Annotated in this window: 20 protein-coding genes, 3 tRNA genes and 1 pseudogene; 20 read left to right on the plus strand and 4 right to left on the minus strand. The window is 55.7% G+C overall.

Annotation, left to right across the window (positions count from 1 at the left end):
* Positions 1 to 152: 152 nt before the first annotated feature.
* The 6 genes from alaS (at position 153) to KUO20_RS03025 (ending at position 4918) form a co-directional block, all read left to right on the plus strand.
* The gene (gene alaS / locus KUO20_RS03000) at positions 153 to 2762 is read left to right on the plus strand and encodes an alanine--tRNA ligase (protein WP_235041434.1); all 2610 of its coding nucleotides are present in this window, start codon (positions 153 to 155) and stop codon (positions 2760 to 2762) included.
* Between the two features lie 94 nt (positions 2763 to 2856).
* Positions 2857 to 4107 (plus strand): aspartate kinase, encoded by a 1251-nt coding sequence (locus KUO20_RS03005; protein WP_235041435.1) that lies wholly within the window; start codon positions 2857 to 2859, stop codon positions 4105 to 4107.
* 192 nt (positions 4108 to 4299) lie between these two features.
* Positions 4300 to 4488 carry a carbon storage regulator CsrA gene (csrA, locus tag KUO20_RS03010; protein ID WP_235041436.1) on the plus strand — a complete coding sequence of 63 codons (189 nt, stop codon included), beginning with the start codon at positions 4300 to 4302 and terminating at the stop codon, positions 4486 to 4488.
* Between the two features lie 121 nt (positions 4489 to 4609).
* Positions 4610 to 4702, plus strand: a tRNA-Ser gene (locus KUO20_RS03015).
* Positions 4703 to 4718: 16 nt separating this feature from the next.
* A tRNA-Arg gene (locus KUO20_RS03020) sits at positions 4719 to 4795 on the plus strand.
* 46 nt (positions 4796 to 4841) lie between these two features.
* Positions 4842 to 4918 (plus strand) — tRNA-Arg (locus KUO20_RS03025).
* A gap of 149 nt (positions 4919 to 5067) precedes the next feature.
* Here the strand turns inward: KUO20_RS03025 and KUO20_RS03030 are convergent.
* On the minus strand, positions 5068 to 6045 hold the full coding sequence (locus KUO20_RS03030) for a tRNA dihydrouridine synthase (protein WP_235042406.1): 978 nt from the start codon (positions 6043 to 6045) through the stop codon (positions 5068 to 5070).
* 139 nt (positions 6046 to 6184) lie between these two features.
* Between KUO20_RS03030 and KUO20_RS03035 the strand changes: the two genes are divergently transcribed.
* The 3 genes from KUO20_RS03035 to KUO20_RS03045 all read left to right on the plus strand — a co-directional run bounded on the left by KUO20_RS03035 (position 6185) and on the right by KUO20_RS03045 (position 9685).
* On the plus strand, positions 6185 to 6442 hold the full coding sequence (locus KUO20_RS03035; RefSeq protein ID WP_235041437.1) for an OadG family protein: 258 nt from the start codon (positions 6185 to 6187) through the stop codon (positions 6440 to 6442).
* Positions 6443 to 6532: 90 nt separating this feature from the next.
* Positions 6533 to 8350: a sodium-extruding oxaloacetate decarboxylase subunit alpha gene (oadA, locus tag KUO20_RS03040; protein WP_235041438.1), complete on the plus strand. Its 1818-nt coding sequence runs from the start codon at positions 6533 to 6535 to the stop codon at positions 8348 to 8350.
* Between the two features lie 12 nt (positions 8351 to 8362).
* Positions 8363 to 9685 carry a sodium ion-translocating decarboxylase subunit beta gene (locus tag KUO20_RS03045; RefSeq protein WP_235041439.1) on the plus strand — a complete coding sequence of 441 codons (1323 nt, stop codon included), beginning with the start codon at positions 8363 to 8365 and terminating at the stop codon, positions 9683 to 9685.
* A 143-nt stretch (positions 9686 to 9828) separates the two neighbouring features.
* Here KUO20_RS03045 and KUO20_RS03050 read toward each other — a convergent pair whose 3' ends face one another.
* Both KUO20_RS03050 and KUO20_RS03055 read right to left on the minus strand, forming a co-directional pair.
* The gene (locus KUO20_RS03050; RefSeq protein ID WP_235041440.1) at positions 9829 to 10452 is read right to left on the minus strand and encodes an IMPACT family protein; all 624 of its coding nucleotides are present in this window, start codon (positions 10450 to 10452) and stop codon (positions 9829 to 9831) included.
* Positions 10452 to 10841: a LexA family protein gene (locus KUO20_RS03055; RefSeq protein WP_235041441.1), complete on the minus strand. Its 390-nt coding sequence runs from the start codon at positions 10839 to 10841 to the stop codon at positions 10452 to 10454. Before KUO20_RS03055 ends, KUO20_RS03050 begins: the two co-directional genes overlap by 1 nt.
* Before the next feature lie 309 nt (positions 10842 to 11150).
* Between KUO20_RS03055 and ccmA the strand changes: the two genes are divergently transcribed.
* The 10 genes and pseudogenes from ccmA (at position 11151) to smc (ending at position 21545) form a co-directional block, all read left to right on the plus strand.
* Positions 11151 to 11771, plus strand: coding sequence for a cytochrome c biogenesis heme-transporting ATPase CcmA (gene ccmA / locus KUO20_RS03060; protein ID WP_235041442.1), 621 nt, complete (start codon positions 11151 to 11153; stop codon positions 11769 to 11771).
* 117 nt (positions 11772 to 11888) lie between these two features.
* Complete coding sequence (gene ccmB, locus KUO20_RS03065; protein ID WP_235042407.1) at positions 11889 to 12557, plus strand: heme exporter protein CcmB; 669 nt, start codon at positions 11889 to 11891, stop codon at positions 12555 to 12557.
* Positions 12558 to 12571: 14 nt separating this feature from the next.
* Complete coding sequence (locus tag KUO20_RS03070; protein ID WP_235041443.1) at positions 12572 to 13339, plus strand: heme ABC transporter permease; 768 nt, start codon at positions 12572 to 12574, stop codon at positions 13337 to 13339.
* Positions 13339 to 13527 (plus strand): heme exporter protein CcmD, encoded by a 189-nt coding sequence (gene ccmD / locus KUO20_RS03075; protein ID WP_235041444.1) that lies wholly within the window; start codon positions 13339 to 13341, stop codon positions 13525 to 13527. Before KUO20_RS03070 ends, ccmD begins: the two co-directional genes overlap by 1 nt.
* Positions 13517 to 13981 carry a cytochrome c maturation protein CcmE gene (gene ccmE / locus KUO20_RS03080; protein ID WP_235041445.1) on the plus strand — a complete coding sequence of 155 codons (465 nt, stop codon included), beginning with the start codon at positions 13517 to 13519 and terminating at the stop codon, positions 13979 to 13981. The genes ccmD and ccmE overlap by 11 nt, the downstream gene beginning before the upstream one ends.
* A 51-nt stretch (positions 13982 to 14032) precedes the next feature.
* Positions 14033 to 16042 (plus strand): heme lyase CcmF/NrfE family subunit, encoded by a 2010-nt coding sequence (locus tag KUO20_RS03085; protein ID WP_273543154.1) that lies wholly within the window; start codon positions 14033 to 14035, stop codon positions 16040 to 16042.
* Positions 16039 to 16566 (plus strand): DsbE family thiol:disulfide interchange protein, encoded by a 528-nt coding sequence (locus tag KUO20_RS03090; protein ID WP_235041446.1) that lies wholly within the window; start codon positions 16039 to 16041, stop codon positions 16564 to 16566. Before KUO20_RS03085 ends, KUO20_RS03090 begins: the two co-directional genes overlap by 4 nt.
* Positions 16557 to 17027: a cytochrome c-type biogenesis protein gene (locus KUO20_RS03095; RefSeq protein WP_235041447.1), complete on the plus strand. Its 471-nt coding sequence runs from the start codon at positions 16557 to 16559 to the stop codon at positions 17025 to 17027. The genes KUO20_RS03090 and KUO20_RS03095 overlap by 10 nt, the downstream gene beginning before the upstream one ends.
* Positions 17024 to 17908 (plus strand): annotated as a pseudogene (ccmI, locus tag KUO20_RS03100) (c-type cytochrome biogenesis protein CcmI); the annotation flags it as partial. The gene KUO20_RS03095 and the pseudogene ccmI, both read left to right, overlap by 4 nt.
* 142 nt (positions 17909 to 18050) lie before the next feature.
* Positions 18051 to 21545 carry a chromosome segregation protein SMC gene (gene smc, locus KUO20_RS03105; protein WP_235041448.1) on the plus strand — a complete coding sequence of 1165 codons (3495 nt, stop codon included), beginning with the start codon at positions 18051 to 18053 and terminating at the stop codon, positions 21543 to 21545.
* Between the two features lie 26 nt (positions 21546 to 21571).
* Here the strand turns inward: smc and KUO20_RS03110 are convergent, their stop codons facing one another.
* Entirely contained in the window at positions 21572 to 22741 is a 1170-nt protein-coding gene (locus KUO20_RS03110; RefSeq protein ID WP_235041449.1) for a mandelate racemase/muconate lactonizing enzyme family protein, read from the minus strand.
* 99 nt (positions 22742 to 22840) lie between these two features.
* Between KUO20_RS03110 and KUO20_RS03115 the strand changes: the two genes are divergently transcribed.
* A complete protein-coding gene (locus tag KUO20_RS03115) occupies positions 22841 to 23710 on the plus strand; it encodes a LysR family transcriptional regulator (protein ID WP_235041450.1) in 870 nt (289 codons plus the stop codon).
* The last annotated feature ends 119 nt before the right edge of the window (positions 23711 to 23829 follow it).

The raw sequence follows: 23829 nt of genomic DNA on the forward strand, positions 1-23829 counted from the left end.
TCTAATAGGCTTGTGCATCTTTCTGATTGCAATTCTGCCACTAAGTGCAGCTTTAGTCGTTTGACAACTGCGCTATAATGGCTCTTTTGCGACCCCTGAGGGTAGCGGTGACAGCGCCCTGGGACACCACGCTTTCTTGTTACGGATACCCTATGAAAAGCGCAGAGATAAGACAGGCCTTTCTTTCCTTCTTTGCAGAGCAGGGGCACACCATTGTGCCAACCAGCTCGTTAGTGCCGGGCAACGATCCGACGCTGCTGTTTACCAATGCCGGTATGGTGCCGTTTAAAGATGTGTTTCTGGGTCGCGACCCGCGCCCTTATGTGCGCGCCACTTCTGCCCAGCGCTGCGTGCGCGCGGGCGGAAAGCACAATGATTTAGATAACGTTGGTTATACCGCCCGTCACCATACTTTCTTCGAAATGATGGGTAACTTCAGCTTCGGTGACTACTTCAAGCGCGATGCTATTCGCTTTGCGTGGGTGTTTCTAACAGAAACGCTGGGGCTGCCCAAAGAAAAGCTGTGGGTAACGGTGCATATCAGCGACGACGAAGCCGAACGCATCTGGAAAGATGAAGTAGGCATTGACCCTGAGCGTTTTTCCAAGCTGGATGAGGACAATTTCTGGCAGATGGGCGATACCGGCCCCTGCGGGCCCAGCTCGGAAATTTTCTATGATCACGGCACAGAGGTCTGGGGCGGCCCTCCCGGCAGCCCGGAAGAAGACGGCGACCGCTACATTGAAATCTGGAACTTGGTGTTCATGCAGTTTGATCGCGATGCCCAGGGCACGCTTAATCCGCTGCCTAAACCATCTATTGATACCGGTATGGGCCTGGAGCGAGTGGCCGCCGTTATGCAGGGCGTGCACTCCAACTACGAGATCGATCTGTTTCAGCGCCTGCTGCAAGCAGCTTCTCAGGCAACTGGCCATGCAGATACGGCGACGCCTTCGCTGCGCGTGATTGCCGACCACATTCGCTCATGCGCCTTTTTGATTGCCGATGGCGTGCTGCCTTCCAACGAAGGGCGCGGCTATGTGTTGCGGCGTATTATTCGCCGCGCGATTCGTCACGGCCATAAGCTAGGAGCGGTCGACCCGTTCTTCCACAAGCTGGTCGGTGCGCTTGACGCTGAAATGGGCGACGCCTACCCAGAGTTGCGCGAAGCCAGCGGTCAAATCGAGCGCGTGCTGCTGAAAGAAGAAGAGCAGTTTGCCCGTACGCTGGATCACGGTATGGGGTTATTGAACGCGGCACTGGCCGAGCTAGATGGCAGCGTGCTGTCGGGTGAAACCGTGTTTAAGCTCTATGACACCTATGGTTTCCCGTTTGATCTGACGGCGGATGTTTGCCGGGAGCGTGGGGTCACCCTCGACGAAGACGGCTTTCAGCGTGAGCTTGAAGCGCAGCGCGAACGCGCCCGAGCGGCCAGCCAGTTTGGTGCCGACTACAGCGCCTCCATTGACCTGGAGGGTGAGACCTCCTTTACCGGATACGACCGATTAGAAGATCAGGCCAAAGTGACGGCGCTAGTCGACAGCGAAGGCAAGGCGTTGGCGGCACTTGAGGCCGGTCAGAAAGGCACGGTGGTGCTGGACCGTACGCCGTTTTACGGCGAGTCGGGCGGCCAGGTAGGCGACACCGGTTACCTGTACGTCGACGGCGGGCGCTTCCAGGTCATGGATACCCAAAAGCAGAGCGGTCACCACCTTCACCAAGGTGTGATGGTGGAAGGCGCATTGAGCGTCGGTGCTAGCGTGCGCGGGGAAGTGGATTCCAGCCTGCGCGCTGCGACTATTCGCAATCATTCGGCCACTCACCTACTGCATAAAGCGCTGCGCATGGTGCTGGGCGATCACGTGCAGCAGAAGGGCTCTCTGGTTAACGCCGAGCGCCTGCGCTTTGATTTTAGCCACTTCGAACCGATAACGGCTGAACAGCTGGCGGAAGTCGAACGGCTGGTTAACGAGCAGATTCTGGCTAACGCGGCTACCAAGACCGAGCAGATGAGTTTGGATCAGGCCAAAGCCAAAGGCGCTGCGGCACTGTTTGAAGCCAAGTACGCAGAGAACGTGCGCGTTCTGACTATCGGTGCTGACGACTTCTCCATTGAGCTTTGTGGCGGTACCCACGTGGCGCGCAGTGGCGACATTGGCTGCTGTCACGTGATGAGCGAAGTGGGCATTGCCTCGGGCGTACGCCGCATTGAAGCGATTACCGGCGAAAACGCGCTGGCCTACTTCCGCGAGCAGGAAGCCTGCCTTGGGCGCTTGGGCGATCGCTTAAAAACCAAGCCAGAGCAAGTCGAAGCGCGTGTAGAGTCGCTGGTTGAGCGTAACCGTACCCTTGAGAAAGAGCTTGAGCAGCTCAAAGCTAAGCTTGCTAGCGCCGCGGGCAGCGACATGCTTAGCCAGGTCCAAGAGATCAACGGCGTTAAGCTGTTAGCGACCCAGCTAGAGGGTGTATCAGGCAAAGATCTGCGAGGCATGCTTGACCAGATTAAGAACAAGCTAGGCTCCGGCGTGGTTATTCTTGGCGTTGCCGATCAGGCGGCGGGCAAAGTCAGTCTCATTGCCGGCGTCACCCAAGACCTGACTGGCCGCGTGAAAGCCGGGGAGCTGGTCAACCATGTTGCCTCGCTTGTCGGTGGAAAGGGCGGTGGTCGCCCCGATATGGCTCAGGCGGGAGGTAGCCAACCCGATGCGCTGCCGGATGCGCTGAAGAGCGTACCTCTATGGTTAGAAAACACGCTTAACTAAACTCCAAGGCCGGTGCATGATTGCACCGGCCTTATCGTTAGATATGTACGACACATTTCATCCTCCATTTCCGAACGCATAGGAAAAACGGCATATGGCACTATACGTACAGAAGTTCGGCGGCACCTCGGTGGGCTCTGTTGAGCGCATCAAGGCCGTCGCTGAAAAGGTCAAAGGCTTTCGTGATCAAGGCCACCAGATCGTCGTCGTCGTTTCTGCCATGAGTGGCGAAACGAATCGACTAACGGACATGGCCCAGGCGCTGAATGAAGAACCCGCCCCGCGCGAGATGGACATGCTGCTGTCTACCGGCGAGCAGGTCACGATTTCGCTACTCGCCATGGCGCTTCAACAGATTGGCGTGCCAGCAACGTCGCATACCGGTGCGCAGGTGGGGATTCTTACGGATAGCGCCTATACCAAAGCACGTATTCAGCGCATTGAAACCGACGACTTAAAAGCGGACTTAGATGCCGGTCGCGTCGTCGTGGTGGCTGGGTTTCAGGGGGTCGATGAAAACGGCAATATTACCACCCTGGGGCGCGGTGGCTCCGATACCACTGGGGTTGCATTAGCCGCAGCGCTAGGTGCCGATGAGTGTCAAATTTACACCGATGTCGACGGCGTCTATACCACCGATCCGCGCGTATGCTCTAAGGCCCAGCGGCTAGAAAGTATCACTGTGGAAGAGATGCTGGAGCTTGCCAGCCTAGGCTCTAAAGTGCTGCAAATTCGCGCCGTAGAGTTTGCCGGTAAGTACAACGTACCCCTGCGGGTGCTGTCGAGTTTTGAAGACGGCCCCGGCACCCTAATTATTGCAGAAGCAGACAAAGACGAGGACGCAATGGAAGAACCACTGATCTCCGGTATCGCCTTCACCAAAAATGAAGCCAAACTGACCCTGCTGAACACGCCTGATGTGCCCGGCGTGGCATCGCGTATTCTTGGCCCCATTGCCGATGCCAATATCGAAGTCGATATGATCGTGCAGAACGTGGCTCCTGCCGGTGACTATACCGATTTCACCTTTACGGTCGCGAAGGGTGACTACAAGGCTACCAAGAAGCTGCTCGAAGAGACGGTGATTCCTGATTTGGGCGGCGGTGAACTACGCGGTGATGATAATATCGCTAAAGTGTCGCTTGTCGGTGTTGGTATGCGTTCTCATGCGGGTGTAGCATCGAAGATGTTCCGCGTGCTGGCCGATGAAAACGTCAATATTCGTATGGTATCAACCTCCGAGATTAAAATTTCGGTAGTGATTGATGAAAAACATATGGAACTTGCCGTTAACGCGCTACACAAAGCGTTTGGTCTAGATAAAGCAGATGTTGAATCTGAGTAACACTAATCGCTTAACTCTTCTACGCTAAAGAGGTACTTGCTGCCGTGGGGTGGTGAGCTTTCTTTCAGCGGGAGGTTAAGGTATCAAGGAGCCGACGCTTTTTTTGTGATAGGCAGTGCCAGGTGCAATATGGCGTGGCATTGCCTTCGGCTGATATAGCCCGTTGTAAAACGTCTGAAAAGGAGATCAGCCATGCTCATTCTAACTCGCCGTGTTGGCGAAACCCTGATGATCGGTGATGAAATGACCGTCACGGTGCTAGGTGTGAAAGGTAATCAAGTGCGTATCGGCGTTAACGCGCCGAAAGATGTGTCGGTTCATCGTGAAGAGATTTACCAGCGCATTCAGCGTGAAAAGAACAGCGAAAGCGAAGTGGAATGACGCCTACGTCCGCGCATCATTATGTGATGCTTTCAGCGTAAGGTAAGGCCAGCGCGAAAAAAATCGGCCAAGGGCTGGACAGAAGTAACCTAAATCGGTAATATTCGCGCCGTGCCGTTAAGGAGAGGTGGCCGAGTGGCTGAAGGCGCTCCCCTGCTAAGGGAGTATAGGGTTTATAGCCCTATCGAGGGTTCGAATCCCTCCTTCTCCGCCAACTGCACACTAGGTATGCGCCCGTAGCTCAGCTGGATAGAGTACCTGACTACGAATCAGGGGGTCGGAGGTTCGAATCCTCCCGGGCGCGCCACCTTTTAGTTAGTAGCAAGACAAGTAAACGTAAATGCAGTTATTACGCGCCCGTAGCTCAGCTGGATAGAGTACCTGACTACGAATCAGGGGGTCGGAGGTTCGAATCCTCCCGGGCGCACCAGATTCTAAACCCGCTCTCTTTTGAGAGCGGGTTTTCTGTTTCAAGCCTGTTTGTAGCCTGACCGGAAATGGCTCGCGCCCCGGTCTTGCGATCGTGTGTAGCGCCCACCGCTTTTGCGGCTGGGCGCTTTTTTTGGCCATTACTTTTGTTTAAGCATCGACCACAAGGCTGTCGAGCAGATGATCTAAGTCGGTGAGACGCTTAACGCGTTGAAAGTTCTGGTTAGCCTCGTCGCTGCCTTGGCGCATCTGGGCAAGCCATTGCTTCACTAACGAGACGGCGACGCGGTCCGGCAGGTGCTGTCGCTGTAGGGCGGCGTACTCTTGAAGTACGCTCGCGCGCATCGCCCAGCTGCTTTCAGGCAGCCGCTCTCCGGTTTTCTGCCAATGGCGAATGCGCGGTGCAAGCCAGGGGTCTGCCAGCGCGCTGCGTCCTAGCATGACGTCTTCACATCCTGAGAGCGTGCGCGCTTTCCAGTAATCTTCAAGCGTCCAGATATCGCCGTTGGCGACCACTGGAATGCTGACATGCCGACGAATCTTGCCGATCCACTCCCAGTGCGCCGGTGGGCGATAGCCCTCGTCACGGGTGCGCGCATGCACCACCAGGTGCGCCGCGCCGCCCGCCTCAGTTGCTTGCGCGCAGGCCACCGCTAAGCGCCGATTGGAGAAGCCTAGGCGAATCTTGGCGGTCACCGGAATTTCGCCGTCCAGCGCATCTGCAACGGCTTTCACCGCTTGATAGACACGCTCCGGTTGGCGTAACAGTGCCGCGCCGCCGTCGTGTCGGTTGACTAGCTTGGCGGGGCAGCCGAAATTAAGGTCAACGCTCACTGCGCCTAAGTGGAGCGCCTGGCGTGCGTTGGCGGCCAGGGCGCTAGGGTCAGAGCCGAGCAGCTGCAGATGTACCGGAATACCGCTCGGGGTTGCCACAGGGGGCTGAGCAAGCTCCGGACAGTGCTTGTAAAACACCCGTGGCGGCAGGCATGCATCAACCACGCGGACAAACTCCGTCACCGTCCAATCGAACCCCGCGTGGCGGGTTAGGAGATCGCGGGTGAGCGCATCGATCACTCCCTCCATGGGGGCTAGGCCAATTCTTCCGTTATGTAGTAAATTAACAACCATGACTTCCACTATCGCGCCATTGCATTCTATTCTGGGTGTGGCAGGTTAGTGTATTCCCTTTACTGCGCCAAGCGCCTTTCATTGCATGGGCGTAATCATGTGCCTATAAGCAGCACTTATAAACGAAGGAGAGCGTCTTATGCAGGATCAAGAACTATTGCAGGACGGGCTAGCATTGATGGCGCTCGGAATGGGCGTAGTGTTTGTTTTTCTTGCTATTTTAGTGGTCAGCGTCACGCTGATGTCAAAGCTAATTGACCGCTTTCAACCGGTGCCTGTTGTCGCTGATACGGGTAGAAAGTCACTAAGCTCTTCTGTGTCTTCCTCGCCGGATGAAGAGGTCATGGCCGTCATTAGTGCTGCAGTGCACCGTTATCGCTCCACGCGACGTAGTTAACTTTCTTGTTTTTTTCGTTAAAGCTACTTTTTGGCTATTTTTTTGTTAACTTTACTACAAACTTGCCATTCTCTACTGTGAGCTAAGACCATGAACGAAGTAAAACGCCCTCTAGGCATTACCGATGTTGTGCTGCGCGATGCCCATCAATCGCTGTTTGCAACGCGTATGCGCTTGGACGATATGCTGCCGATCGCTGAAAAGCTTGATCAAGTTGGCTACTGGTCGTTGGAAACATGGGGCGGTGCCACCTATGACGCCTGCATTCGTTACCTGGGTGAAGACCCGTGGGAGCGTATCCGCGCCTTGAAAGAAGCCATGCCGAATACGCCCCAGGCAATGCTGCTACGTGGCCAGAACTTGTTAGGCTATCGCCACTATGCGGACGACGTAGTGGATAAGTTCGTGGAGCGGGCAAAAACCAACGGTGTGGATGTTTTTCGCGTGTTTGATGCGATGAATGACCCGCGCAACCTTGAGCGCGCCATTCAGGCGGTGCGAAATGTAGAAGGCCATGCTCAGGGCACCATTTCTTATACCGTGAGCCCGGTACATACCCTGGATAGCTGGGTCGATCTCGCCAAAACCATTGCAGGTTTAGGCGCAGATTCATTGGCTATCAAGGATATGGCGGGGCTGCTTACTCCCTACACGGCGTTTGATCTTGTTACTCGGCTGAAGAAAGAGCTGTCGATTCCGATACACCTGCATTGCCATGCCACGACCGGCCTCTCGACCTCGACCATTCTAAAAGCCGTCGAGGCGGGCATTGATAACGTTGATACGTCAATCTCTTCGATGTCGATGACTTACGGCCACAGCCCGACCGAATCGGTGGTCGCGATGCTCAAAGACACCGACCGCGATACCGGTTTGGATCTTGAATTGCTGGAAGATATTGCCGGTTATTTCCGCGAAGTGCGTAAAAAATACGCCGCCTTTGAGGGCTCGCTGCGGGGCATTGATTCGCGCATTCTGATTGCCCAGGTGCCGGGCGGCATGCTGACCAACATGGAAAGCCAGCTTAAAGAACAGGGCGCTGGCGACAAGCTCGACGACGTGCTGAGCGAGATTCCACGTGTGCGTGAAGACCTGGGGTTTATTCCCCTGGTTACGCCAACTTCACAAATTGTCGGCACGCAGGCCGTCATGAACGTGATGATGGGCGAGCGCTACAAGTCTATTTCCAAAGAAGTGCAGGCGCTGCTCAAGGGTGAGTACGGCGCGGCCCCTGCGCCCTTTAACGCAGAGTTGCAAAAGCGCGTATTAGAAGGCGGTGAGCCGATTACCTGCCGCCCGGCGGATAACCTTGCGCCGGAAATGGAAAGGCTGGCCACAGAGCTGAAAGAGAAGGCCGGTGCGGACGGTATCCGGCTGGCAGAGGGTAAGCAGACAGTTGATGACGTGCTGACCTATGCCCTGTTTCCGCAGATTGGTTTGAAGTTTTTGAAACATCGCGATAACCCCGATGTCTTTGAACCCGTGCCTCAGGCGGCGGATGCGAGCGCCGGTAAAGCGGCTGCTCCGGCTGAAAGTAAGCCGCCAGTCGCAAATGGCGGCCCAGAGACCTATACCGTTAAGCTCAATGGCAAAGCCTACGTGGTGGAAGTGTCTGAAGGGGGCGAGCTCGGCGAGGTGCAGGAGCAAACGGCAAGCGCGACGACGGCCGCCGCTCCTCAGGAAGCGCCCGCGCCTAGCGGGGAAAGCATCGATGCGCCGCTGGCAGGCAATATTTTTAAGGTGAATGTGCGTCCTGGCGATCAGGTCGCTGACGGTGATGTCGTCATTATCCTGGAAGCGATGAAAATGGAAACCGAAGTGCGCGCCAGCAGCGCAGGCACTGTGTCTAAGGTTAACGTCAGCGAGGGCGACAGCGTCGCCGTAGGCGACACGCTGATCGAACTTTAAGGGCACTCGGTAATGGATAAATTAGTAACCTTATGGGAAGGCTCTGGGCTGTATAACCTTGAGCTTGGTCAGGCGGCAATGATCTTAGTGGGGCTATTGCTGCTCTACCTGGCCATTTATAAGAAGTTTGAGCCGCTGCTGCTAGTGCCGATTGGCTTTGGTGGCATTCTTGCCAACATACCCGAAGCAGGGCTGGCGCTTTCAGCGTTAGACCAGGCGATTGACGTTGCTAAACCTGTCGTTCTGCAGCAGATAGCAACAGCGATAGGCGCCACGCTGGACCCGGCCAGCGGTCTTGAAACATGGCGAGAAATGCTGAAAGTGATTGCCCACGATGGCGTTGCGCCAGACCAGCTGCGCGCCGCGCGTGATATCGCCATGAGCGTCGGCTACAGCGACGGTATGCTGTATAGCTTCTATAAAGTGGCGATTGGCTCGGGTATTGCGCCGCTGATTATCTTTATGGGCGTGGGGGCCATGACCGATTTTGGCCCTTTGCTCGCCAATCCGCGCACGTTGTTTTTAGGCGCAGCCGCTCAGTTTGGTATTTTTGCCACCCTGTTTGGCGCCGTGCTGCTCACCTCTATGGGCGTGATGGATTTCTCGCTTAATCAGGCGGCCGCTATTGGTATTATCGGTGGCGCGGATGGCCCGACGTCTATTTACGTATCAAGCGTGCTAGCGCCTGAGCTGCTGGGTGCGATCGCCGTAGCCGCTTACGCGTATATGGCATTGGTGCCGTTGATTCAGCCGCCAATCATGCGTCTTTTGACCACTCAGAAAGAGCGTGAAATTAAAATGACGCAGCTACGGGCGGTGTCCAGGCTGGAAAAAGTCGTCTTCCCGCTGATGCTGTTGATTTTGGTTGCGCTGTTTTTACCCGATGCTGCGCCGCTGCTGGGCATGTTCTGTTTCGGTAATCTGATGCGCGAGTGTGGGGTGGTCGAGCGCTTGTCGGATACCGCGCAAAACGCGCTGATCAATATCGTAACGATTATCCTAGGTTTGTCCGTGGGCTCTAAACTCATGGCCGAAAGCTTTCTGGCATTTGAGACGCTGGGGATACTGGGATTAGGGATTGTCGCTTTTGGTATTGGTACGGCCGCCGGGGTATTGATGGCCAAACTAATGAACCTGGTGAGTAAAATGCCCATTAATCCGCTCATTGGCGCCGCAGGCGTGTCCGCCGTGCCGATGGCAGCCCGTGTGGCGAATAAAGTAGGGCTTGAAGCCAACCCGCATAACTTTCTGTTAATGCACGCCATGGGTCCCAACGTGGCCGGGGTGATTGGCTCAGCGGTCGCTGCCGGGGTAATGATTAAATATCTGGGTTAATCGGCCATTGGCATCAGAGTGCATACTCAGGCCGTTTTTAAGCGTTGGTTTTAATAGCGGATTTTAAAAACAGGTTTTAGGCGCAGAGTTGAAACGTTAGCGATGAGAGCGCGGCATGCTGAAGATTTCAGCTGTCGCGTTTTTTATGGCAGGGCGGTATGAAACTCAATCGTGCTCTTTAAGCGGTTTTCCAGCGGGGAAAAGTCGAGCGGGCAGTCGCGTGGCCAGCCAACGGCTAACCGGACGCCGTTTCCATCGTAATCGGCTTGTTCAATGGGAATATCCCGCTCTTCGCACCAGGCGCGAGCAATCGCTTCTTGGGCAAAACTTAGTCGTAGGGTGTAAATGTCGCGCTCAATGACCTCGCAGGTGGGCAGTGTCTCAAGCGCATGGCTGACTGCCTGAGCGTAGGCGCGGGCTAAACCACCGGTGCCAAGCTTTGTGCCACCAAAATAACGAATGACCACACAGCCAATGTGACCAAGCTGACTGCCTTGTAGCACCTGATACATCGGCCTGCCGGCGGTACCGCCAGGTTCACCATCGTCAGAGAAGCCAATAAAGTTCTGCTCGCCTGGCGGCCCTGCAATGTAGGCAGTGCAGTGATGGCTCGCATTAGGGTGTGCCGTTTTAGCAGCATTCAGCAGAGCGGTGAACGCACCAATGTCAGGGGCGTAACATATCCAGGTTATAAATTGGCTCTTCTCTACGTCAATGTCAGCCGTATGCCATATGGATGCAGGCAGTTTGGGAACCCGGTAACGCATTAATGCTCCGTAATAGCAGGCTTGCTCACATGAGGTTCAACACCCATCACCATGCCAAGTACCTGAATATCTCGATTATGCAAAAATAGCGCTGGCTGCAGCGCGTCTTCTGGCCATAGCTGCACGCCAGAACGGCTTATGGCGAGCTGCTTAAGCGCTATTTTCTGCTGATTGATTTCGGCAACGGCGGTTTCTGTTTGAGTATCGTGCTGGTAGCGCCGAATAATAATGACATCGCCATCGAATAAGTTGCAATCGCGCATCGCATTGCCGCGTACTTTAAGCGCATAGGTGTTGTGCCGCGTAACGTTAGACGCCAATGCATAAGGGCGCGGCAGTGGCTGCCTGTGAGTGGGCGTAGCGGTAGATGCTGCCATTGATATCGTCATTTGGGAATCTCCATTGCTACGCCGGCTGGTTAGGCTTCGTTCATGCGTAGTGGCCTTAAAGGTAGCGACCTTAAACATTGACTGCAGACAATCGCTTTAGCGGTGCAGGCGTTGCTGAATCGCGCAAAGCATGTCTTTCCATACAGTGGTTTTAGTATAGGCCTGTTTTTGCATACAGTGCTAGCGGTAATTCGTCTAATTAGTCATTGGTGTCCATTGTTCAAACGGCTGGCGGTAGATCGTGCAAGTGGCGAGAAGAAGGCTTTCCGTGTAGAGTTCGACGCGAAATCAATGTGCCTGGAGAGACGCTTGAGCCTGCATCTACAAGCCCAAGAGCTTGGCTGTGAACGTGATGACCGCTGGCTATTTAAAGGGCTGAATCTGGATATCCATAGCGGTGAAATCGTGCGTATTGAAGGGCCCAATGGCTGCGGCAAAACAACCCTGCTAAAGATCCTCTCCGGGCAGCTCAGCGACTATCAGGGCGCGCTGTTCTGGAATGGCACGTTAATGAACAAGGCGCGTGACCACTTTCTCGCCAATCTGTTGTATTTGGGACATGCCCCCGGCATAAAATTAGGGCTTTCGCCGCTAGAAAATTTGGCGTGGTATCAGGCGCTGAGCGATGAAAAAAACGACGAAGAGCAGCGATTGAATGCGCTTGAAAGCGTCGGGCTTACTGGTTTTGAAGAGGTGCCTGCCGGGCAGCTGTCGGCGGGTCAGCAGCGGCGAGTGGCATTGGCGCGGTTAACGCTGACGCCGCGAGCGCTGTGGGTATTGGATGAGCCCTTTACCGCGATTGATCGTAATGGCACTGCTGATCTTGAAAGGCAGCTTGTTGCGCATGCAGAGTCAGGTGGCAGCGTACTCGTCACTACACATCACGAGCTATCCGCCTCGCCGCTGCTGAGGCAGGTAGCGCTGGGGTAGAAGGAGACAGCGTTGCATCGCACTTCAAATGGCTCTTCACAGCCTTCAACGCCTGGTTGTTTAGACGGTTCAGCGATCGGCCCGGTTGCGCCGCTGCGCGACTATAAGGGCGGGCTAATGACAGCGGTAAAAGCCACGCTATTACGTGATTTAACGCTGTTACTTCGCCGTCGCGGTGACATTCTTAATCCATTAGTATTTTTTGCGCTCGTGATTACCCTGTTCCCAATGGCTATTTCCCCCAACCCTGAGCTGTTGGCAATGATTGCACCGGGTTTGCTCTGGGTGGCCGCGCTATTAGCCGCGCTGCTGTCATTAGATAGCCTGTTTCGCAGCGACTATGACGATGGCAGTCTTGAGCAACTGCTGTTAGCCCCGCACTCATTGGCCGCGTTGAGCCTAGCAAAAGTAGTCGTTCATTGGCTGCTAACCGGCTTGCCCTTAGCGCTGATCGCGCCGCTGTTAGGCATTATGCTGTCGCTGCCTAGCGGCAGCTACGCCGCGTTAACGCTGTCGCTTGCGCTGGGGTCGGCCAGCCTGAGTTTGATTGGCGCGATTGGCGCGGCGCTAACCGTCGGCTTGGCGCGCGGCGGCGTGCTGCTCTCGTTGCTGGTGCTGCCGCTGACGATCCCGATATTGATTTTTGGCGCGGGCGCGGTGCAGGCGGCGATTGTCGGCAGCGGTGTCGCCGCACATTTAGCTATTTTAGGCGCGCTGCTTGCCGCCTCGCTGATGCTGGCGCCGTGGGCGATTGCCGCATCGCTGCGTATTAGTATTAACGGTTGAGGACAAAACACGCTATGTGGGCCTTTATACATAAGCTGGGATCGCCTCGGTGGTTCTATGGCATAAGTGCTAAAATACAGCCCTGGTTTTGGGCCGCCGCGGTGCTGCTATTGGTCGTTGGTTCGCTATGGGGGCTGGTATTTGCGCCTGCGGATTACCAGCAGGGCAACAGCTTCCGGATTATTTATGTACACGTGCCGGCTGCTTTGTTGGCTCAATCCATTTTTATCGCCATGGCCGTGTCGGGCCTGGTGTTTATGGTTTGGAAAATTAAAGTAGCCGATATGGCGGCGACAGTGATGGCGCCGTTTGGGGCAGTGATGACCTTTATAGCGCTGTTTTCCGGTGCCGTATGGGGGGTGCCTACCTGGGGTACCTGGTGGATGTGGGATGCGCGGCTCACTTCAATGCTGATTCTGCTGTTTCTTTATCTCGGCATCATCGCCTTACGTGGCGCGTTTGCCCGGCGCGACAGCGGCTCTCGTGCTGCTTCGGTGCTGACGATGGTGGGTATTATCAATATTCCCATCATTAAGTATTCGGTTGATTGGTGGTACACCCTGCATCAGCCCGCTTCATTTACGTTAACCTCGCGGCCGACCATGCCCACACAAATGTGGCTGCCGCTGGTCATTATGCTGCTGGGTTTTTACTGCTTCTTTATCGCGATAACGCTGATGCGCACGCGTAGCGAGATTCTGCGGCGGGAAGCCAGTAAGCGCTGGGTGCAAGAGTTGCTGACAGATCCGATGTTGAGCACTGCAACGAAGAAGGCGCACTAATGGCATTTACCTCCTTTTCTGACTTTCTCGCCATGGGCGGCCATGCTCCTTACGTTTGGGCGGCCTGGGGCGTGACGGCACTATTGATGCTCGCAAGCGCTTGGCATGCGCGCCTTGAACAGCGTCAATTGCTTAGGGTCTTGAAGCGTCGTGCCAGGCGCTCGAAAGGAGCGCGCCATGACGCCTAAACGAAAACAGAAGCTGTTTGTTATCCTAGGCTTGGTGTCGCTGGCGGCGATCGCCGTAGGGCTAACTCTTTACGCGCTGCGCGCTAATATTAATTTGTTTTTTAGCCCGGTACAGATCGCCCAAGGTGAAGCCCCCATGGCGCGACAAATTCGTGCCGGTGGGATGGTCAAAGAAGGTTCGGTGGCCCGCGACCCTGACAGCCTGGACGTTGAATTTATCGTGACGGACTATGTTGATGACCTTCAGGTCACTTATAGCGGCATCTTGCCCGACCTTTTTCGTGAAGGCCAAGGCGTGGTAGTGGTGGGTGAGCTTCAGGCCGACGGCCATTTGTACGCCGATAAGGTCCTTGCCCGTCACGATGAGAACTATATGCCGCCGGAAGTAGCCCAGGCGTTGAAAGAGGCGGGTTATTCGCCTGCCGACTATCAGACCAACAGCGCCGGTAAGTAACGATATGGCTGTGCCTGCTTACCGACCAGTCAGTGCTAATTCGGAGCGCCCATGTTCATCACAATGATTCCTGAAATTGGCCACTTTGCGCTGATTATTGCGCTGCTTATGGCAGTGGTGCAGGCGGTGATGCCACTTGCCGGCGCGGCGACGCGAAGGCCCCTGTGGATGGCCTACGGCCAAGCGATGGCGGCAGGGCAGTTTTTGTTTGTCGCCATCGCCTACGGCTGCCTAACCGCGAGCTATATGCTCGATGATTTTAGCGTGGCGAACGTGGCCAATAACGCCAACTCGCTGCTGCCCTGGTATTACAAATTCAGTGCGGTATGGGGTAATCATGAAGGCTCGGTGCTGCTGTGGAGCCTGATGCTGGCGGGTTGGGGATTTGCTGCAAGTAGGTTCACCGGTAACCTGCCGCGGGATATGGTCGCCCGAGTGATGGGCGTAATGGGCATGGTCTGCGTTGGTTTTTTGCTATTTATTCTGATTACCTCTAACCCCTTTGAACGACTGCTGCCCAACATGCCGTCAGACGGTGCCGACCTGAATCCGCTGCTCCAAGACATTGGGCTTATTGTCCATCCGCCGATGCTTTATATGGGCTATGTGGGCTTTTCTGTGGTGTTTGCATTTGCCATCGCGGCGCTGTTGGGCGGCCGGCTAGATGCGGCCTGGGCGCGCTGGGCGCGGCCTTGGACCAATGTAGCGTGGGCATTTTTGACCGTAGGCATCGCGCTGGGCAGTTGGTGGGCTTATTACGAGCTTGGCTGGGGCGGCTGGTGGTTTTGGGACCCGGTTGAAAATGCCTCGCTGCTACCATGGCTAACCGGTACCGCGCTGGTGCACTCGCTGGCGGTGACTGAGAAGCGCGGTTCCTTTAAAAGCTGGACCGTGCTGCTGGCGATTTCGACTTTTTCGCTGTCGCTGATGGGGACTTTTTTAGTGCGCTCCGGCGTATTGACCTCCGTGCATGCTTTCGCCAACGACCCTGACCGTGGGCTCTTTATTCTGATTCTGTTGGCCATTACGGTAACGCTATCACTGCTGCTGTTCGCTCTGCGCGCGCCGCGTGTGAGCCATAGCATCGGCTTTAACTGGCTCTCCCGAGATGCGCTGCTGCTGATCAATAACGTCTTTCTGGTCATTATGACCGTCACCGTGTTACTCGGCACCGTTTATCCGTTGATTCTAGATTCCCTAAATCTTGGAAAAATCAGCGTGGGCCCGCCTTATTTTAACGCGCTGTTTGTGCCATTAACCGTGATGATGTGTGTGTTTATGGGCCTTGGCTCGGTCACCCGTTGGAAAGGTATGGCGGCTAAAGACCTTATCCATAAGCTCTGGTGGGCGGGAACTGCGGCGCTGGTCATTGGGGCAATAATGCCGCTGCTTTATCGCGGCGAGTGGAATCTGCTGGTCTCTCTGGGTATTGTCTCTGCGCTGTGGGTTGTGCTGCCGATACTGCGCGATATCGTTGATAAAACCCGCCATGCCCGCTCGTTTTCCGCCGGGGTGCGCAAGCTCTCATTATCATACTGGGGCATGGTGCTAGGCCACGTGGGCGTAGCTGTCGCCATTGTTGGTGTAACGGTGGTTTCTAACTACAACATTGAACGCAACGTGCGCATGTCACCAGGCACCACGGTAGAAGTGGCGGGCTATCAGTTCACCATGAGCGAGCTGGCCGAGCGCCGCGGCGCTAACTTTCTGGCAGACACCGCGATAATTCAGGTGCAGCGCGGCGAGTCAGGGCGCCGCTTTACCATGCGCCCTGAAAAGCGCTTTTATCTTGCGACCGGTATGCCGATGACCCAGGTCGCCCTGCGGGCGGGGCTATTTCGCGACCTTTATGTTGCGATGGGCGAAGACCTAGGCGACGGCAGCTGGGCAATGCGTGTGCAGTACAAACCGTTTGTGCGCTGGCTGTGGCTGGGCGCCTTATTGATGGCGTTTGGTGGTGTGCTCGCTGTGCTCGACAAGCGCTATCGCCGCGTCACAGTAGCGCGTGAGACGCCAACTTCGACTGCCCACCGCAATGCGGCGCAGAAGGTGGCGGTATGAAACGAAGGCTACTGCTATTACTGCTGCCGCTGTGCTTTTTAGGCTTAGCGCTGTTCTTTTATAAAGGCTTGTCGCTGGATCCTTCGCAGCGCGACTCAGCGCTGATGGCGAGGCCGTTTCCAAGCTTTGAAGCAGTCACGCTGCGCGATGAAAATCAGCGCGTTGACCAAACGCTGCTGGAAGGCGAGGTAACGTTGGTGAACGTATGGGGCGAGTGGTGCCCCGCGTGCAAGCAAGAGATGCCGCAGCTTTTAGAGTTAGCGGATCACGACGTTCGCATGATAGGCGTCAACTACCGTGACATCCGCGAGAAAGGCTTAGCGTTTCTCAACGAATTTGGCGACCCGTTTGAAGCCAATATTTTTGATCCCCAGGGCGAGCTAGGCTTTGACCTTGGCGTTTACGGTGCGCCTGAAACGTTTCTTGTCGATGCCAAGGGCGTGATTCGCTATCACCACAAAGGTTATATATCGCCGGATGACGTGCGCGAACGGATTCTTCCGGAGGTGGAGAAATGGCGTTAATACGTGTCGTTGCAGCAATGATGATAATGATCATCGCCTCTAGTGCGGCGGCGGGTGGGATTGAACTGCGTCAATTTGACGACCCGGTGATGCAGGCGCGCTATTACGATTTAACCGCCGCCATGCGCTGCCCGCTGTGTGAAAATCAGGCCATCGGTGACTCTAACGCGCCGATTGCCGCAGACATGCGCGACCGCGTTTACCAATTGCTGCAAGAAGGCCGGTCGGATATCGAAATTGTTGATCATATGGTGCAACGGTTTGGCGAGTACATTCTGTACAATCCGCGCTTAGAGAACCGCACGTACCTGCTTTGGGGGTTGCCTATTGCGCTGGTACTGCTGGGGGCGCTGGTAGTGGTGCTGATGGTCCGCGCTCGCCGCAACGCCTCGGCCAAAGCGCTGAGCGCGGAAGAGCGTCAGCGTGTTGAGGCGCTGGTTAACCGTAAGAGGTCTTCATGACGCTGCTTTGGATTGCGATTGCCGTTTTATTGCTACCTGCGCTATGGCTGTTAGTATCGCCGCTCAGGAGTGCGCGTGCACTGCATGAACAGCAGCGCCAGTTTGAAGCCAGCGACAGCTCCGATGAGCAGAATGTCGCGATTTTCAAGCGTCGCCTTGCCTCGCTTGAAGCCGCGCACGAGCGCGGCGACATTGACGCCGAACGCTTTGAAGAAGACCGTTTGGAGCTGGAGCGTAGCCTGCTAGAAGACACCGCCATACGCGAGCGCCGCCCGCTTAAACCTGCCCACGCCGGGCGTTTAGCGGTGCCGCTGATAATGGTGGCGGTGGTGGCGGTTAGCGTGGTCTGGTATCAGCAAAAGGGTGCTGAGGGCGATCTAATATTGCTTGAGGTGCAGCAAGCCGTGCAGCAAGACCCGGAAGGGTCGCTTGATACGTATATTGAGCGCATGCAAGAGCAGGCGGAGCGCCAGCCGAATAACCCCAATGTGTGGGGCACCCTGTTTCCGCTTTACCGCGAAACGGGGCAGATGCCTCAAGCCGTTGGCGCCTTGGAGCGTCTGATCGAGATTGAAGGGCGTCTTCCACCGCTGCTGGCTCAGCTCGCGCAGATTCGCTTTTTTATGGCCGAGCGAGAGCTTACCGATGAGGTACAGGCGCTGGTAGACGAAACGCTGGCCAAAGACCCGCGTGAGCCCACCGTGCTGGGAATGCTGGGTCTGCACGCCTTTGATAATGGCGATTATGAGCAGGCGATTGACCGCTGGCGCCGCGCGATCGCCACTATGCCAGATCCGAATGCCGCCGACTCGCTGCGTGAGGGTATTCGCATTGCCCAAGAGCGGCTGGACGCGGATTCCGAAGGGCCCGAAGAAAACGTCGACGAAGTAGTGAATAGCCATGCACTTAAATAACCGTTTTTTGAAGGGCTATGTTTTGAAGGACTATGTTTTGAAGGACTATGTTTTTGAGTAGCTATGTTTTGAGTAGCCCTGTTTTCAATAACCAGGGCGTGGTCTCGCTATGCGCTTAACCTCAATACGTTTGGTCGGCTTTAAGTCCTTTGTGGATCCCGTGACGGTGCCTTTTGATGGCAATATGACCGCCATTGTGGGGCCCAACGGCTGTGGAAAATCCAACATTATTGACGCCGTGCGCTGGGTGATGGGCGAGTCTTCGGCAAAAACGCTGCGCGGCGAATCCATGGCCGACGTTATTTTTAACGGCTCGACCGGCCGTAAACCGATCAGCCAAGCGTCTATAGAGCTCAAGTTCGACAATAGCGACGGCAGTATGGGCGGCGTTTATGCGCAGTATGCCGAAATCGTCGTTAGGCGCTTAGTGACGCGGGATGGGCAATCCAATTACTTCTTCAACGGCCAGAAGTGCCGCCGCCGTGATATCGCTGACCTGTTCATGGGGACAGGTTTAGGACCGCGCTCCTACGCCATTATTGGGCAAGGAATGATTTCGCGGCTGATTGAAGCTCGCCCCGACGATCTGCGCTCGACGCTAGAAGAAGCTGCGGGCATCTCCAAGTACAAAGAGCGCCGCCGGGAAACCGAAAACCGCATGCGGCGGACCCAGGAAAATTTGGAGCGTCTTGACGATATTCGCGAAGAGCTGGATAAGCAGCTCGATCGCCTTAAGCGTCAGGCCGAAGCCGCCAAACGTTATCAAGAGCTAAAGCAGCTGGAGTATCGCCTCAAAGGTGAGCTTGCGCTATTGCGCGGTCGAACCCTGCGCGTCGAACAGTCACATCAAGAAAGTCGCGTTCGCGAGCTGGAGATCGCCGTTGAGAAAGACGTCTTTGGCGTTCGCCAATGCGAAACACGACTGGAACAAGCCCGCGAGCAGCATGACGAGCTGTCCGAAGTGCTTGATCGTCATCAGCAGCAGTTCTTTGAAACCACTACGCGCATTGCACGGCTGGAGCAAGATCAGGCGCATCGCCGCAGCCGTGAAGCGCAGCTGGCTAGCGATATCGCCACCGCCCGCGGTGAGTTAGACGAGCAGCGGTGCGTTAGCGAAGGTGATCAGCTTCGCTTAGCCGCGATTGATGAACGCTTTGACGACTTGCAGCCCGAACACGACGCGTTGGAAGAGCAGCTTGAACGCCTTGAGCAATCGCTGGCCGATGCCTCTCCAGCGCTGGAAGCGGTCGAGCACCAGTGGGCCGACGCTGAAACGCGCTGGCGCGACGCCAGCCGCGATGCTGAGCGAAGCCAGGATCAACTGCGGGACTTAGAACAACGGATTCAGCGCTTGCAGGCTGAAAATCAGCGCCGCCGTCAGCAGCGTAGCGAGGTGGCTGATCTCACCGAGCTGCGCGATGAGCACGCTTTGTGCCACGCGCAGTTAGCGGATGCTCAGCAGCAGGCCGACGACTTTCACGCCGGTCGCGACCAGTGGCAGCAGCGCTACAGCGATGCTAAAGCAGCGTATCAGCAGGCCGTACAGTCACGGGATCAACAGCGTGCCGCGTTAAGCCAGCAGCAGGGGGAACTTGCCTCGCTTCAAGCGCTGATGGATGCGGCCCTGGCGGATCATGACCCTGAGATTGGGGCTCGCCTGGAAGCGCTGGGTCTCGAACAGGCGCCTCAGCTGGGCGAGGTGCTTCAAGTGACACCCGGTTGGGAAGCGCTTACTTCTTGGCTTCTCGCGCCGTGGCTTAATGCTCGCCTGGTCGCTAGCCATCAGCTCGCCGCTTTGCCTGATGCGCTGGCTACCGACTGGTGTTTGATTGATCAAGCGTCGCCAGCACCATCAACCGCGGGCCAGCGGCTGGATAGCCTAGTAAAAGGCGCGGGGGCGCTGAGTGAATGGTTAGCAAGTATTCACTACACGGAAACGGCTGGCGAGGCGCAGCAGCAGGTCGCGCACCTAGCACCCGGCGAAAGCGTGGTGAGCCGCGACGGCGTTTGGCTAGGCCGGGGCTGGTTGCATCAACAGGCCAACGGCGAGGGTATTGATGGATTGCTGCTTATCCGTCGACGCTACGTTGAACTCAATGAGCGTCGTGAGAGCGAAGAAGAAGCGCTAGCGCTGGCCGAAGAGCAGTGTGAAGCCGCCAGTGAGGCTATTGAGGCGCTGGATCAGGCTCGCGATCAGCAGGCTGAGCAGGAGCGCAGCCACGCCGCTAGCCTACAGCAGCTGGCGGTGAAAGAGCGTAGCCTCGCTCAGCGTCTTGAGCATTTAGCCGGCCGTGCGACAGAGCTGGATGAAGAACTTGCCCAGCTGCAAGAGGATGAGGCGGAGTTAGTACTTACCTTAGATGAGCAGCGCGCACGCTGGAACGAGGCGATGGCGCAGCTGGAAAGCACCGCAGAAGGACGCGAGCAGGCCTCGGAACAGCGCCGCTTTTTGCGCGAGCAGCGTGACCAGCTGACCCAGCAGCATTCGCCGCTTAAAGCGCAGCAGCAGGCGCTGGCGCTTGAGCGCGAACGCTTAAATGCCGAGCGCGCTAGCCTGCGCTCGCAGCAGTCGCGCTCCAGTGACTCTGAAGAACGCCTATCGCTGCGCATTGCCGAGCTTGAAGAGTCCCGTGAAATGCTGATTGAGCCCGATGAGCTGGCGGGCGAAGAGCTTGAAGAGCTGCTGCATCAGCGTGAGCAGCAGGAAGGGCGCTTAAACGCGACCCGCCAGCAGGCTCAAGCGCTGGCAGAACAGCTGCGCAATGATGAGCTTGCCCGCCAGCAGCATGAGCGCAATCTAGAGCAGAGCCGCGAACAGCTACAGCAGCGTCGCATGGACGTGCAGGCGCTGGCATTGAAAGCCGCCACTCAAGATGAGCAACTGGCAGAATTAGGCCATAACGCTGAAACGCTTGCCGAACAGCTGCCTCAGGAGGCCACTGAAACGAGCTGGCAAGAACGTCTGGAAAGTACCACCGATAAGATACGCCGCTTAGGGGCAATCAACCTTGCCGCTATTGAAGAGTACGACCAGCAGGCTGAGCGACGTAATTATTTAGAGGCACAGCACGCTGAGCTTACCGAGGCGCTGGAAACGTTAGAAAGAGCGATTAAGCGCATTGATCAAGAAACGCGCATACGCTTTCGGGAGACCTTTGATCAGGTTAATGCCGGGCTGCAAGTTTTGTTTCCGCGCGTGTTTGGCGGCGGTGCGGCATGGTTAACGCTGACGGGCGATGATTTGTTGGAAACGGGGGTAGCGATCATGGCTCGCCCGCCGGGCAAGAAAAACAGCACCATTCATCTGCTATCAGGCGGAGAAAAAGCGCTGACGGCGTTGTCGCTGGTGTTTGCGATCTTCCAGCTTAATCCCGCGCCTTTTTGTATGCTAGATGAAGTGGATGCGCCGCTGGATGACGCTAACGTTGGGCGTTACGCCAGGCTGGTGAAAGAGATGTCTGAAAACGTTCAGTTTATTTACATCACTCACAACAAAATTGCCATGGAGGCCGCCGAGCGCTTGATGGGGGTGACCATGCAAGAGCCCGGCGTCTCGAGACTAGTCTCGGTAGGTATTGAAGAGGCGGCCGCGCTGGTTGATTAAGCCCCTTCGCGCTTAGTCCTTAGTCCTTAGCCCTCACCCAGTTCACGCATGACCGCGTACAGTTTGGACTTCGCTTCAAAGCCTACGCCTGGAATATCCGGCAGGCCAACATAGCCATTTTCCACTTGAATGCCGTCAGCGAAACCACCAAAGGGTTGAAAAACATCCGGATACGACTCGTTGCCACCTAAATGCAGGCCGGCCGCAATGTTCAACGACATCTGGTGGCCTCCATGGGGAACGACGCGGCGCGATGACCAGCCCAGGTCTTCCATTACCTTCAGCGTGCGCATGTATTCAACTAAGCCGTAAGAGAGTGCGCAGTCAAACTGAACAAAGTCGCGGTCAGGGCGCATGCCGCCATGGCGTAACAAGTTGCGCGCATCTTGATGCGAGAACAGGTTTTCGCCGGTCGCCATAGGCAGGTCGTAATGATTAGCAAGCTCTGCCTGAAGGGCGTAGTCAAGCGGGTCGCCAGCTTCTTCATACCAAAATAGATTGTAAGGCTTTAGCGCTTCGGCATAGGCGATAGCGGTGGCTTGATCAAAGCGGCCGTTAGCATCAACGGCGACGCGGCTGCCGTCACCTACAACCTTAATGACCGCCTCAATGCGGCGTAAATCTTCTTCAAGCGACGCCGCGCCAATCTTCATTTTGACTACGTTATAACCGCGGTCTAAATAGCTGCGCATTTCATCTTGCAGTTTACTGTGGTCTTTGCCGGGATAGTAATAACCGCCCGCCGCGTATACCCACACTTTATCGTCGGCGACACCGTTGCGGTAACGGTCGGCCAACAGCTTATAGAGTGGTTTGCCTTCTATTTTAGCCACAGCGTCCCAAACGGCCATGTCGATTGTGCCTACCGCAACCGAGCGCTCGCCGTGGCCGCCGGGCTTTTCGTTGGTCATTAAGGTTTTCCAGATAGCAAACGGATCAAGGTTGTTATTCTCTTGATCGATAAGGCTTTCTGGGTCAGCTTCGCTGATGCGATCCAAAAAACGGTCGCGCATCAGCGCACCCTGGCCATAACGTCCATTGGAGTTAAACCCATAGCCAATCACAGGCTTACCGTCGCGTATTACGTCGGTCACGACGGCGACCACAGAACAGGTCATCTTGGAGAAATCGATATAAGCATTGGCGATGGGCGAGGCAATGGAAACGGTTTTTTCGCGGATTTCAACGATGCGCATAGGGCATTCCTTTATCGGTTTAGTGCCTAACAATAAACGTGGTAATTCAGCGCAACCAATGCTATTAATCCGCAACCCCATGCTGAAATGGCATTGCCCATGGAACTTGTTTGGCTTGAAGATTTCATCGCCCTAGCGGAGCAAGGCAGTTTCGTACGCGCTGCAGACGCTCGCCATATTACCCAGCCAGCGTTTAGCCGCAGGATACGTTCACTTGAGCAGTGGATGGGGGTGAGCCTATTTGTGCGAACGCCGCAAGGCACCACGCTGACGGAAGCCGGGCGGCATATCTTAACCGACGCGTCTGAAGCCACGAGCCGTCTTTATCGGCTGCGCACCGAGGCGCAGGAAGTGGCTGGGCATATGGCCAAAACGCTTCCGTTTGCCGCGACTCACTCGCTTTCGTTTACGTTTTTCCCGCGCTGGATTCGCCAAGTGGATAACGGTGCTCCGATTGAGGCCATTCGTCTTCATTCCGATAGCATGGCAGGGTGTGAAAAATTACTGGTGCATGGGGACGTGCCTTTTTTGCTCTGCCACCGACACCCTGCCGTGCCTTCACCCTTGGCACCGGGGCTGTTTATTAGCAAACAGGTGGGGGAAGACACCCTGGTTGCGTTGATGAGTCCTAGCGTAAGTCAAGAAATTCCCTCTCATCAGCTGCCTTATTTGGCTTACACCGAAGCATCGGGCCTGGGGCGTATTGTGGCCCATCGTTTATATGGCAAAGCCGCGGTTTTGGCGCTTAAGCCACAGTTTAGTAGCCACTTAGCCGCGGTATTAATGTCCATGGCGCTGGAGGGAAAGGGAGTGGCATGGTTACCAAAAAGCCTTGCAGAGCAAGAGGTTGGCGATGGGCGCTTAGTCCGTGCGTTGGATGAAAGTTGGGATGTTACGTTACAAATACATCTTACCCGCCCTGTTGCGCCATTAAGTGCGGCTGCTGAAGTATTTTGGAATAAGCTGTAACTTTAAACAGCGGTTTGTTAATCATAGGCTTGTAAACATTAACTTAAATGTGTAAAAAAATGTCCTAAAGCGCTGAACTTAACTATATTACCTCTATTAAAGTTGATCTTGAGGCCGTT

Source organism: Vreelandella profundi, from assembly GCF_019722725.1.
GTDB classification, from domain to species: domain Bacteria; phylum Pseudomonadota; class Gammaproteobacteria; order Pseudomonadales; family Halomonadaceae; genus Vreelandella; species Vreelandella profundi.